Annotated in this window: 14 protein-coding genes; 5 read left to right on the top strand and 9 right to left on the bottom strand. The window is 69.2% G+C overall.

Annotated elements, in window-relative coordinates; all coding sequences use genetic code 11:
- Positions 1–52: 52 nt before the first annotated feature.
- Both VES41_RS11375 and VES41_RS11380 read left to right on the top strand, forming a co-directional pair.
- Complete coding sequence (locus VES41_RS11375; protein ID WP_324816678.1) at positions 53–502, top strand: GatB/YqeY domain-containing protein; 450 nt, start codon at positions 53–55, stop codon at positions 500–502.
- A complete protein-coding gene (locus VES41_RS11380; RefSeq protein WP_324816679.1) occupies positions 502–972 on the top strand; it encodes an NUDIX domain-containing protein in 471 nt (156 codons plus the stop codon). The genes VES41_RS11375 and VES41_RS11380 overlap by 1 nt, the downstream gene beginning before the upstream one ends.
- 66 nt (positions 973–1,038) lie before the next feature.
- Here VES41_RS11380 and VES41_RS11385 read toward each other — a convergent pair whose 3' ends face one another.
- Both VES41_RS11385 and pmbA read right to left on the bottom strand, forming a co-directional pair.
- Complete coding sequence (locus VES41_RS11385; RefSeq protein WP_324816680.1) at positions 1,039–1,290, bottom strand: helix-turn-helix transcriptional regulator; 252 nt, start codon at positions 1,288–1,290, stop codon at positions 1,039–1,041.
- Positions 1,291–1,343: 53 nt separating this feature from the next.
- Positions 1,344–2,717: a metalloprotease PmbA gene (gene pmbA / locus VES41_RS11390; RefSeq protein WP_324816682.1), complete on the bottom strand. Its 1,374-nt coding sequence runs from the start codon at positions 2,715–2,717 to the stop codon at positions 1,344–1,346.
- A gap of 84 nt (positions 2,718–2,801) precedes the next feature.
- Between pmbA and yjgA the strand changes: the two genes are divergently transcribed.
- Together yjgA and mog are read left to right on the top strand one after the other, a co-directional pair.
- Positions 2,802–3,455, top strand: coding sequence for a ribosome biogenesis factor YjgA (gene yjgA / locus VES41_RS11395; RefSeq protein ID WP_324816684.1), 654 nt, complete (start codon positions 2,802–2,804; stop codon positions 3,453–3,455).
- 26 nt (positions 3,456–3,481) lie between these two features.
- On the top strand, positions 3,482–4,078 hold the full coding sequence (gene mog / locus VES41_RS11400; protein WP_324816686.1) for a molybdopterin adenylyltransferase: 597 nt from the start codon (positions 3,482–3,484) through the stop codon (positions 4,076–4,078).
- 4 nt (positions 4,079–4,082) lie between these two features.
- Here mog and VES41_RS11405 read toward each other — a convergent pair whose 3' ends face one another.
- The 6 genes from VES41_RS11405 to VES41_RS11430 form a co-directional block, all read right to left on the bottom strand.
- Positions 4,083–4,658, bottom strand: a complete 576-nt coding sequence (locus tag VES41_RS11405) for a hypothetical protein (RefSeq protein WP_324816688.1) — start codon at positions 4,656–4,658, stop codon at positions 4,083–4,085.
- 49 nt (positions 4,659–4,707) lie between these two features.
- Positions 4,708–5,682 carry a PDR/VanB family oxidoreductase gene (locus VES41_RS11410; protein WP_324816689.1) on the bottom strand — a complete coding sequence of 325 codons (975 nt, stop codon included), beginning with the start codon at positions 5,680–5,682 and terminating at the stop codon, positions 4,708–4,710.
- Entirely contained in the window at positions 5,682–6,692 is a 1,011-nt protein-coding gene (locus tag VES41_RS11415) for a porin (RefSeq protein WP_324816690.1), read from the bottom strand. The genes VES41_RS11410 and VES41_RS11415 overlap by 1 nt, the downstream gene beginning before the upstream one ends.
- 136 nt (positions 6,693–6,828) lie before the next feature.
- A complete protein-coding gene (locus VES41_RS11420; protein ID WP_324816692.1) occupies positions 6,829–8,172 on the bottom strand; it encodes a cytosine deaminase in 1,344 nt (447 codons plus the stop codon).
- Between the two features lie 60 nt (positions 8,173–8,232).
- On the bottom strand, positions 8,233–9,255 hold the full coding sequence (locus VES41_RS11425; RefSeq protein WP_324816693.1) for an ABC transporter substrate-binding protein: 1,023 nt from the start codon (positions 9,253–9,255) through the stop codon (positions 8,233–8,235).
- 22 nt (positions 9,256–9,277) lie between these two features.
- Positions 9,278–10,699, bottom strand: a complete 1,422-nt coding sequence (locus VES41_RS11430) for an FAD-binding oxidoreductase (RefSeq protein ID WP_324816694.1) — start codon at positions 10,697–10,699, stop codon at positions 9,278–9,280.
- A gap of 139 nt (positions 10,700–10,838) precedes the next feature.
- On the opposite strand from VES41_RS11430, the gene VES41_RS11435 reads away from it, so the two are divergent.
- Positions 10,839–11,270: a MarR family winged helix-turn-helix transcriptional regulator gene (locus VES41_RS11435; RefSeq protein WP_324816696.1), complete on the top strand. Its 432-nt coding sequence runs from the start codon at positions 10,839–10,841 to the stop codon at positions 11,268–11,270.
- Between the two features lie 21 nt (positions 11,271–11,291).
- Here VES41_RS11435 and cysE read toward each other — a convergent pair whose 3' ends face one another.
- Positions 11,292–12,068, bottom strand: a complete 777-nt coding sequence (gene cysE / locus VES41_RS11440; protein WP_324817013.1) for a serine O-acetyltransferase — start codon at positions 12,066–12,068, stop codon at positions 11,292–11,294.
- Positions 12,069–12,090: the final 22 nt, after the last annotated feature.

Here is a 12,090-nt window from a genome sequence, read left to right on the forward strand (position 1 = left end):
CGCCGGGGAAACCTGCCGCGGCTCTTGTCATTCTGTTACCCGGGAACACACCATGAGCCTCAAGGAACGCATCACCGAAGACATGAAGGGCGCCATGCGCGCCAAGGACGGCGAGCGGCTGGCGACCATCCGCCTGCTGATGGCTGCGATCAAGCAGAAGGAAGTGGACGAGCGCATCGAACTGGACGACGCCATGGTGGTGGCCGTCATCGATCGCATGGTCAAGCAGCGCAAGGACTCGGTGGCCGCCTTCGTCCAGGGCGGGCGCCAAGACCTGGCCGACAAGGAAGCCGCCGAGATCAAGGTCCTGGACGTCTACCTGCCGCAGCGCATGGGCGCCGACGAGATCGCCGCCGAGGTCAAGGCGATCGTCGCCGAGCTCGGCGCCAAGGGTCCGGGCGACATGGGCAAGGTGATGGGCGCGGCCAAGGCCCGCCTGGGCGGCAAGGCCGACATGGGCGCGGTCAACGCGGCCGTCAAGGCGGCGCTGGCCGGCGCCTGATGAGCAGCAGCGGCGACGACGCGGACGTCGTCCTCAAGGCCTGCGCCTGCCTGGTCGACGGAGGCGGGCGCCTGCTCGTGTTCTTTCATCCGGGCGACGGGAACATGCAGCTGCCCAAGGGCACCGTCGAGCCGGGCGAGTCCCCGCAGGATGCCGTGCGCCGCGAGTTGCTGGAGGAATCGGGCATCCGCCATACCGGCCCGCTCGAGGCCCTCGGTACGCTGGAGCGCCACTGCCCGGCCGGCGTCGAGGGCAATGCGCACAGCCATCCACAGTTGTGGCACCTCTTCCTGATGCGCGCCGAGGCTCCCCTGCCCGACCGTTTCGACCATGTCGCGGTCGGCAGCCCCGAAGAGGAAGGCCTGGTGTTCCAGTTTCGCTGGCTCGGCGCCGACGAAGCACCCGAGGGCTTCATCACGCCCTACCGGCAGGCGATCGAGCGGGTCCGCGCGGCGCTCGCTGCGCGCTGAACATTCAGGCCGTGGCGCGCGGCGGCCTCCAGCCCGATGTGTCCGATTGCCGCGCCCAGCCAATGATCACCTGTCGGAGTCTGGCGTGGTGCCGGCGTCGCTCGGCCCGATGCTGAGTTCGAGGCCGAGGCTCGAGCAGATCGACAGCAACTGTTCGAAGCTGAAAGCCCCGGGCTGGCGCTCCAGCGCGGAAAGCCTGGCCTGGCTGAGGCCGACGCGGGCACCCAGTTGCGCCTGGGTCAGGCCCGCCGCCCTGCGGGCCGACTGCAACGCGCGTCCCAGGGCTGCGGCCGTGAGCACTGGAGAGGATCTGGCCATGAGGTACTCGCAAAGGTCTTGTCTGAACCTCGCCGCCTTGGCCGGGCTTGCCGTCAGCTGCCGGCGACCTTCATCCGGTTGATGAGGATCGAGCCGGTGGTCTTCGCGCCGAAGGTGTACTCGTCGGCTCCCACGGCCTCGATGCCCATGAACATGTCCTTCAGGTTGCCGGCGATGGTGATCTCCTGCACCGGGAAGGCGATGCGGCCCTTCTCCACCCAGAAGCCGCTGCAGCCGCGCGAATAGTCGCCGGTCACGTAGTTCACGCCCTGGCCCATCAGCTCGATGACGAACAGGCCGGTGCCCAGCTTCTCGAGCATGGCGTCGAGGTCGTCGCCCGGCCGCGTGCGCGAGGACGACAGCCGCAGGTTGTGCGAGCCGCCGGCGTTGCCGGTGGTCTTCATGCCCAGCTTGCGCGCCGAGTAGGTCGACAGGAAGTAGCCCTGCAGCCGGCCCGCGTCGACCACCTTGCGCGCCCGCGTGCGCACGCCCTCGTCGTCGAACGGCGAGCTGCCCTTGCCGCGCGGCTGGTGCGGGTCTTCGTCGACGCTGATGTGGTCCGCCAGCACCGGCTTGCCGAGCGAATCCAGCAGGAATGTGCTGCGCCGGTAGAGCGCGCCGCCGCTGGTCGCCTGTACCAGCCCGCCGAGCAGGCCGGCCGCCAGCGGCGACTCGAACAGCACAGGGCATTCGGTGGTCCGGATCTTGCGCGAACCCAGGCGGCTGAGCGCCCGCTCGGCGGCATAGCGGCCCACCGCCTGCGGGCTGGCCAGTTCGTCCGCAGAACGCATCGAGCTGTACCAGGCGTCGCGTTGCATGTCCTTGCCGCGGCCGGCGATCGGGGCCACCGAGATCGAGTGGCGCGAACTGGCGTAGCCGCCCCGAAAACCGTGCGTGTGGGCGCTGAAGAAGTGGCTTTGCTGCGCCGACACGCCGGCACCTTCGCTGTTGGTGATGCGCCGGTCGGTCGACAGCGCCGCCGCTTCGCATTCCTGCGCCAGGCGCGCGGCCTCCTCGCTGGTCACGGCCCAGGGGTGGAACAGGTCGAGTTCGGGCGGACGCTGTTCGACGTCGGCCTCGTCGGGCAGGCCGGCAACGGGGTCCTCGGCTGTGAAGCGGGCGATGTCGTAAGCCGCCTGCACCGTCTGCCGGATGGCGTTGTCGGAGAAATCGGAGGTGCTGGCGTTGCCGCGGCGGTTGCCGGCGTAGACCGTCACGCCCAGCGACTTGTCGCGGTTGCGCTCGACGTTTTCCAGTTCGCCCTTGCGGACAGAGACGGACAGCCCGCAGCCTTCGGAGGCTTCGGCACCGGCATTGGTGGCACCGATCTTGCGGGCGTGCGCGAGCGCGGTGTCGACGAGGTGTTCGAAGTGTTCGCGGCTGTAGGCGAAGCCGCTCTCGACGCGCGGTGAGGATGTAGGTGCCATGTGAGGGACAATCATACTTTGCGTCCGCACGGACCGCGCCTGGGCGCGCCGTGCACCGACGCCCGACCAGCCTATTCAAAAGCCATGCCCCGCAAACCCAAGAAAGGCTACTTCGTGCGAGGCCACTTCGTGGCCGAAGGCAGCGAACTCGATGCCGAACTCAAGCGCGAACTCAAAGGCCAGGAAACCAGCAAGACCGACCTCAAGCGCGAAAGCGCCCGCCTCCAGGCGCTGGGCGAGGCCCTGCTCGACCTGCGCGGCGGCGCCTTCGATGCGCTGGGCCTGGACGAGCGCCTGGTCACCGCCGTCGAGCAGGCACGCCACATCACCAACTTCGAGGGCAGGCGCCGTCAGATGCAATTCATCGGCAAGCTGATGCGGCTGCAGCCGGTCGACACCATCGACGCCATCCAGGCCGCGCTCGACGCGCAGGACCGCCCCAGCGCCGAGGCCACCGCAGCCCTGCACCAGGCCGAGCACTGGCGCGACCGCCTGATCGCCGACGACGACGCCGTCGGCGGCTGGATCGAGACCCACCCGGCCACCGACGCGCAGCAGTTGCGCGCCCTGGTGCGGCAGGCGCGCAAGGACCTGAAGGGCGGCCCGCCCGGCGAGGCACCGCGCCAGGGCCGCGCCTACCGCGAGCTGTTCCAGCTGGTGCGACAGCACCTGGCCGTCCATGGGGCCGACGACGTCGGCGAAGCCGCCAACGAGGAGGCGCGGCAGCGCGACGCCTGATTCCTTCCTTTTCGAACCACCGAGCCATGAGCAATCCATACGACCCCGTACGCATCGGTATCGTCTCCATCAGCGACCGCGCCTCCGGCGGCGTCTACGAAGACAAGGGCCTGCCCGCCCTGCGCGACTGGATGGGCCGCGCGCTGAAGAACCCGCTGGCCTTCGAGGAGCGGCTGATTCCCGACGACGAGGCACAGATCCGCACGGCACTGACCGAGCTGGTGGACATCGCCGGCTGCGCGCTCGTGCTGACGACCGGAGGCACCGGCCCGGCGCCGCGCGACGTCACGCCGGAGGCCACGCTCGCGGTGGCCGACAAGGTCATGCCCGGCTTCGGCGAGCAGATGCGCCAGATCAGCCTTCACTTCGTGCCGACGGCCATCCTGTCGCGCCAGGTGGCGGTGATCCGCGGCAAGTGCCTTGTCATCAACCTGCCCGGCCAGCCCAAGTCGATTGCCGAGACGCTCGAAGGCCTGAAGGACGCGCAGGGCCAGCAGGTGGTGCCGGGCATCTTCGCCGCCGTGCCCTACTGCATCGACCTGATCGGCGGCCCGTATCTCGAAGGCAATGACGAGGTGTGCAAGGTCTGGCGGCCCAAGGCGGCCATCCGCAGCTTCGGCTAGCCGCTCAGCGCAGCGTGTCGAAGCTGCGCAGGATCCAGGACACCTGGTAGGCCAGGTTGGCTGCCGCCAGCATCAGGTGGAAGCGCCGGTTGGGCGTCCAGGCGGCGACGCCGGCCAGCGCCAGATAGGCCGCAATCCGGATCGGATACTCGATGCCGAAAGCGGCGAAGTACCCGCGGCCCTTGAGCAGGCTGTCCACCGCGTCGAACACGATGGACAGCGCCAGCAGCGCGAAGAACCAGCGCCGCCGCGAGATGAAGTAGTCGCCCCAGCCGGCGTACTCGGCAATGTCGGCCGGGAACAGCAGCGCGCACATCAGGAAATACAGGATGGCGAAGCCCATCACGAAGAGATACAGCTCGAAGCGCCAGTCCAGCGCCGAAAGCCGGTACTCCCACCACCAGAAGTGCAGCATGGCCAGCAGCATCGACAGCGCCCACATGAGATGGACGGCATCGGGCCGATGACGCGCCGGGTGCTGCACGAAACGCGCGAGCCCGGCCAGCACGGTGGCAATGGCCAGGCTGACGACCATGCCGATCGCCACCTTGACATGGATGAACAGGTTTGGGTCGATCATGGGCGTCGAAGACATCCGCGCAGATTAGCAAAGGCGCCCCACCCCCTGCTCAGGCCTGAAGGTCCAGCACCAGGCGCCGGGTACGTGCGCGCGAACAGCACGGCAGCATCAAGCCTTGCGCCTGCTCGTGCGCCGACAGGTGGTGGTCGCGATGCTCCGGCTCGCCTTCGAGGACCCGGGTCAGGCAGGTGCCGCACACACCCTGCTCGCAGGACACCGGAATGCAGATGCCGGCCCGCTGCAACGCCACGGTGATCGGCTGGCAAGCCGGCACGTGCACCACCGGACCGCCGCGTCCGACCTGTACTTCGAAGTCATCCGCGCTCGCGGCCGAAGCAGCCGCTGCAGCGGGCGCGCCGAAGCGTTCGAAGCGCAGCCGCCCGGGCGCCCACCCCGCCGCGGCTGCTGCGTCCAGCGCGCCGCCCAGCAGCCGATCCGGCCCGCACACGCAGGCATGGGTTCCTTCCGCCTGGCGGCGCAGCAGTGCGGGCAGGTTGGCCCGATCGCCGCGGCTGGCGTCATGCAGCACGACCCGCTCCGCGTACGGCGCACGCGCCAGGGCCTGCACGAAGGCGGCCCGCTCGCGCGACGCGATGCAGTAGTGCAGCGCGAACGGTCGGCCGCGCCGGTGCAGGGCCTCGGCCATCGCCACGATCGGCGTGATGCCGATGCCGCCGGCCAGCAGCAGCAGCGGCACCGCCGAGTCGTCCAACGCAAAGTGGTTGCGTGGCGCGCCGATCTCCAGCGAGGCCCCGGGCTGTAGCGCGTGCACGGCGCGCGCGCCGCCGCGGCTGTCGGCACCGCACAGCACCGCGATGCTGTAGTGGCGGCCGGCGTCGTTCGGGTTGCATAACGAATAGGCGCGCACCAGCCCACCGGGCAGATGCAGTTCGATGTGCGCGCCCGCCTCGAAAGCGGGCAGCCGCTCGCCCGCCTCCTTTGCAGCGAGGTCGAGGCCGACGATGCCGGCTGCCTCCTCGCGCCGCGCCGCCACTCGCACCAGGAGCAGTTCGCGCCCCGCCATCAGAAGGCGTGCCGCACGCCGAATGCAACCGAGCTGGCGGCGTCGTTGCCGCTCAGCTTGTCGACCATCCACATGGCATACAGGTCGGTGCGGCGCGACAGCCTGTAGTCGTAGCCCAGCGTCGCGAAGCTGCGGTCGAAGCGCGCGCTTCCGCTGGTACGGCTTTCGCTCCAGGAGGCCAGCACCGCGCCCGCGCCGACGGGCACGGAAACGCCCACCTGAGCGATCTCGTCGTGCGTGCCGGCCGACGTGGTCTGGGTCTGCGTCTCGCGCACGTCGGTGTACTGGCCAAACAGCTTGAGCAGGCCGAAGTCGTAGGAACTGCCGAGCTGCCAGGTGTTCTCCTCGCCGCTCTTGAACGGCACCTTCACCTGCTGGCCGACGACGCCGATGGAGAAGGCGCCGGCGCTGTACTGCAGCGCGCCACTGGCGTTGGCACCCTCGGCCGCCTCTGCCAGCGCGTACATCAGGCTGCCGCTGAAGCCGCCCCAGGTCGGGGTGTTGTAGGCCACCGCGTTGTTCCAGCCCGAGTCGCCCGCCACCCGGGCGGCAGCGCCGAAGATGTTGCGGATCACCGGCGAGAAGCCGAAGGAGGCGGCAAGCGGGTTGTAGACCAGCGTGTTGGTGAACAGCGGCGTGCCCACCCTGCCCAGGCGCAGCAGGCCGAAGCCGCCACCCAGGCCGACGTTAGCGGCACGCGAGAAGAAGGCATCGCCGGCGTAGCGGCCGGCGTCGCCGGTGTCGCCGCGGAAGTACGACTCCAGCGTCATGCTGGCGTACAGGCCGCCGCCCAGGTCCTCGCGCGACCGGTAGCCCAGGTAGTTGGTGGTCAGGTTGCCCGAGGCCAGTTGCGTCGTGCGGGCGCCGCCGCTGGCCTTGAAGGAGCCCACCGCGGCGTCGACGGTGCCGTAGATCTGCGCGCTGCTGGTGCTGCTCTGCGCATGCGCGGCCGGACCGGCCAGGAGGGCCAGCGCGACGGCCAGCGGCAAGGATGCGTGTCGAATGTTCATGGGTGTCATGGAGGCGGGTTGAGGAAAAGGAAGGCCCGTGCCGGCGTCGGCAGGCAACACCGGCCCCTTCCATGCAGCGCACGGAAAAGTCGGTGGCGGGAATCGGGGAAGCGGCGAGCGTCGCGCCGGCGGCCGGCTACGCGGTGGTCATCAGGTCGTCCAGATCGCGGAAGTCGGGCGGCGTGGTGTCGATGGGCTGGCCGTGGCGCAGCACCGTTCGGTCGCCCTGATGGCGTGACAACAGCTCGCTCCAGTCGCGCGCGGGCAGCACCAGCAGGTCCGCCGGCGCGCCCACCTTCAGGCGACCCGTGTCGGGCAGGCCCATGATGTCGGCCGGCGTGGCACAGGCGCTGGCGATCCAGTCGCCCACCGGCCGGTCCAGCTGCGCGACCTTCACCGATTGCGAAAAGGTGTCGAGCATGTCGTGGTCCCCATAGGCATGGAAGGGATCGCGGCAGTTGTCGCCGGCCACGGCCACGCGCAGACCGTGCGCGCGCATCTCATGAAGCAGGGTCACGCCGCGCCAGCGCGGCGTCCGGCCGGCCCGGCGGTCCTGCAGGTACATGTTGACCGTCGGCAGGCTGACGATGTCGATGCCTGCCTCGCGGCAGGCGCGCAGCGTGGCGGCGGACTTGGCCTCGGGCTGCACGGCCAGCGAGCAGCAGTGACCGCACAGGATGCGGCCGGCGAAGCCCTCGCGCCGGGCCAGCCACGCCACGCGGGCCAGCGTGTGGACCTCGGGGTCGCCCGTCTCGTCCACGTGCAGGTCGACGTCGAGCCCGCGTTCGGCCGCGAGCCGGAACAACCGACGCATCGCGATGTCGAAGTCGGGCGGCAGCGGCACGTTGGGCTGCTGCCGGAAGCGCGTGACGCAGCCCAGTTGACCCTGCGACTCGGCCACGATGTCCGCCAGTGCCGTCGCCTCGTCGGTCAGGAAGACGTCCAGCGGCACGATGGAACTGGCCTGCAGCTCGATGCGACCCGCCCACTCGCGCCGCAGTTCGCGGAACACCGGAAACGAGATCCGCGCCTGCGGCCCGAGCGAGTCCAGATGCGTACGGACCGCCACCACGCCGTGGGCCCAGGCGGTCGCCAGGCCGAACTCCATGCGTCGGCGCACGTCTTCGGCCGACCAGTTGGCCAGGCGGTCGACCTGGGTGGCATGCGCCGCCGCGGGCAGGTCGCCCACAGGGTTGGGGCTGCGCGGCCAGATGTGGCCCTTGTCCAGATGCGTGTGGCAGTCCACCAGGCCGGGCAGCACCATGCCTCGGCGCAGGTCTGGCCCCAGATCGGCATGCAGCGTGCCGGGCGGCTGCACGGCGGCGATGCGGCCGCCGTCGATCAGCAGGTCCGCCGCGCAAAGGCCCTCGGCATCGGGCGCGGACGGCAGCGGCGCACCGGCGACCAGGCACGCCGGGACGGTCGCATGGCGCAAGGCGTAGCGCGGTGCCGGCGGCGGCATCATGAAGTGGCGTGCCATGTCAGTTCTGCCGGCGCACTGCGCTGTCGTGCCAATGGCGCAGCCACAAGAGCCCAGCAGTCACGCCGTCCCCACCCGCCGGTTGACGAACTGGAGCGTGTAGCCCCGGCGCACGTCCAGCCCGGTCGCCACCGCGCCGGCACCGGCCATGCCGTCGTAGATGGCCTTCCAGCGTTCGTCGCTCATGGCGCCGATTCCTCCGCGCTGCACGTCCGCCGACTCGAAGATGCCGCGCTGCTTGAACTGCTCGCGGGCGTAGGCGATCTTTTCATCGCTCATGTCTGGGTTGCCGCGGCGGATCGCCTCGTTGCCCGGCGACGGATCGCCGTATAGATAGCTGTGCCAGCCCTCGATGGTCGCATTCACGAAGCGCTGCACCACCTCCGGCTTTTCGGCCACCATGGCGCGCGAGGCGAGCATCACGTTGCTGTAGTTGTCGTAGCCGTAGTCGGCCAGGAAATGCACCACCGGCTGTATGCCGGCGCGCCGAGCCTCGTACGGCTCGCTGGTGACGAAGCCTTCCATGCTCACGGCCTTGTCGACCAGGAACGGCGCCATGCTGTAGGTGTAGGGCCGGACCTGACCATCGACAAAGCCGAAGCGCGCCTTGAGCCACTGGAAATAGGTCTGGCGCCCGGCGGTCGACACCAGCATCGGCTTGTCCTTGAGCGCCGCCAGCGTGTCGTTGCCGACGCCCGGGTGGGACAGCAGCACGTTCAGTGGCTTCTGGCCGAAGGCCGCGACCGCCACGCCGGGCAGCTTCTCCTTGACGAAGTGCAGCACTCGCATGCTGTCCGAATCGACGAAGTCGGCCTGTCCGGCCAGGAAGATCTGCATGGTGTTGAGCTGCGGACCGCCCGGGCGCAACTCGACCTCCAGCCCGTGCTTCGCATAGATGCCTGCCGCCTGGGCCTGGTACAGCCCGCCCTTGTCCGGCTGGGGCAACCAGCCGGTCTGGTAGACCACCCGCGTCGGTTTCGACTGGGCATGCAGGTTCCCGGCAACCATCGGCAGGGCAATGGCGGCGCAGGCGCTACGCAGGAGTGTGCGGCGCGACACCGCGCCTGGAGAAGTAGTGCTCATGGGTTTCTCTCGGTGTGTGGTTTCAGGCGGTGGCGCTGCTGTCGTGTGTGCCCGTCGCGTACTTCCAGCCCGTGGCGGGCAACCGGACGCCGCTGCCGGCCGGTGCATCGCACTCGGCTTCGGCGTCGAACTTGCCGGGGTTCATCAGGCCGTGCGGGTCCATCTGGCGCTTGAAATCGGCGTCGCGCGCGTCGACGGCCTTCATGCCGTTGCCGCGCACGAAGTAGGTGTGGTTGTTGGCCACCATCGCGCCGTCCTCGGCCATGCCTCTGATGACCTCCGCCACCTGCGCCTCGTCGCGATAGGCGTAGTAGGGCGAGCCCTGGAAGGCGATCTGCCCGTTGTAGCGCTTCGATTCGAGATGCATGCCGCCGACATCGCGGAAACGCCGGTGGCTGCGCTCGACCGCCGCGAGCAGATCCGGGTCCAGGTACAGACCGATGTTGTTGACGATCTCCGGGCGCGTCTTGTTCACCTGCAGGCGCGCATGGCCCCAGCCGAACTCCCACAGCGGCGCGTGGTACGGACCCTGCCCTTCGCGCGCCTCGCTGGCGATCTGGCCGCCGTGCTCGGCCACCAGGCCGCGCAGCGCCTCCAGTCCCGGTGCGGCCACCATGCAGCGCACCATGCTCCAGCCCGGCCGCCCCAACGGCGCCATGGCGCGCATGTACTCCCAGTTCGGCACGTCGTCGATCGAGATGAGCTTCTTGACGATGCCATCGGCACTGGCCAGCGCATAGGCGGCCCGCGCGGCGGCCATGAAGCTGGGAAAGTTGGCCACCACCTCCATCCACGGCCAGGCCGGTGCCAGCGGCAGCTCGACCTCGCAGATGATGCCGTTGGTGCCGTAGGCGTGGTGCACGAGGTTGACGTCGTCGCCGCGCAGTTCGACGACGCGCGGCGTCTCCTCGATGCTCACGACTTGCAGGCCCAGGATGTTGCCGCGATCGCGCAGGATGCCGTAGCCGCAACTGCCGATGCCCGCGTGTCCGCCGCCGATGTAGCCGCCGATGGTGGCGGCGCGGCGGGTGGACGAATGCATGCGCAGCTCCCAGCCGGAGGGCCGCAGCACCTCGTCGATGGCCAGCAGGCGCGCGCCCGCTTGCACCCGCACCATCGCGTCGCGTGACCAGACGATGCCCGACAACCCCGTCATGTCGACGATGGCTCCGCCGCGCAGCGGCACGCCCTGGCCCAGGTTGCAGGTGCCGCCGCCGCGCATCATCAGCGGCATTCGCGCCAGCGCCGCGGCACGCGCGACGGCTATGACGTCGCGCATGTCGCGCGGCTGCACGATCAGGTCGGCGAACTTGCCCTCCGCGTCCCGCCGGATGATGGGGCTGAAGGTGGTGGACATGTCGCGGCTGCGGCGGCGCACGGTATCCGTGTCGGTCACGACCGGCACGTCGCCCAGATGGGCGAGGAAGCTGGGAATGTCATTCATGTGAAAATCCACGTTTCTTGGTGTGCGGGAATGCGAAGAGTCTCGTCCCGGCACTCCATCGCAACTCCCGTGCCAACACGTGAAGTTTCACTGAATATTAAGGTGAATCTTCACCTAACAACAAACGCATGCATCCGACATGGAACTGGAAGACCACATTTTTTTCCTTTGCACGCAGGTCGTGGAGCGCAGGAATCGTCTGCTTCAAGAGGCGCTCAAACCCCTCGACATGCTGCCAACCGAGTACCGCGTATTGAGCGCGTTGCTGCGCAAAGGCGGTCTGACGATGCAGGAGCTTTCGCAATGGACAGCGTTCGAGCGCACCCGCATCACGCATATCCTGCACGGAATGGAGGCGCGCGACTGGGTCAAGCGCACCGTCATGGCGCACGACCGCCGGAATGTCGTGAGCACGATCACCCCATCCGGCCAGGCCGTATTCGACAAGGCGAAGGTCGTGGTCGACGCGGTAACGGACGACATCACCCGCGCCAACTCGCCTGAGGACCTGGACGAATTGCGGCGCACGCTGCGCACGATGCGCACGCGTCTGATCGAAATGGGGACCTGAGCGCCGGAGCCGGCGCCGGGCCTATTTGCCGACCAGTTCCGCGACCTTCGCGGCCTCGAAGCAGGCCTGGCGTGCCGCATCGCCGGGCACGCAGTCGCCGGAGCCGCGCTCGCGCTCCTGGGCCAGCTTCTCGATGGCCTGCCACAGCAGCGTGATCTGGTGGTCCTGCGAAGAGGCGCTGTCGATCAGGCTGCGCATGGCCAGCGACAGCGGATCGTCGCCCTGCGTCACGCCGTAGGCGGCAAACGCGCCTGCCCCCTGGGCCGGCGCTTCGCCGGTGCCGGCCCCGGGAACGATCCGCGCCGGAATGCCGACCGCCGTGGCGCCCGCCGGCACCGGTCGCGTCACCACGGCGTTGGACCCGATGCGCGCACCATCGCCCACCGTGAAGCCGCCCAGCACCTTGGCGCCCGCGCCCACCACCACGTTGCGGCCAAGCGTCGGATGCCGCTTGGTTCCCTTGTAAAGCGAGGTGCCACCCAGCGTGACGCCCTGGTAGATGGTGCAGCCGTCGCCGATCTCGGCCGTCTCGCCCACCACCACGCCCATGGCGTGGTCGAAGAAGACGCCGTTGCCGACCTTCGCCGCCGGGTGGATCTCGATGCCGGTGAACCAGCGCGAGAAGCGGGCGATGAAGCCGGCCGCCCAGCGCAATCCGTGCTGCCAGCACCAGTGCGCCGGGCGATGCAGCATGACCGCATGCAGGCCGGGATATAGGGTGAGCACGTCCCAGGCCGAGCGGGCCGCCGGATCGCGCTCGAGAATGCAGCGGATGTCGGAGCGCAGGCGTTGGAACATCATGGAACGGCCGGTGATGAGC

The organism is Variovorax sp. (assembly GCF_035634955.1).
GTDB lineage: Bacteria > Pseudomonadota > Gammaproteobacteria > Burkholderiales > Burkholderiaceae_C > Variovorax.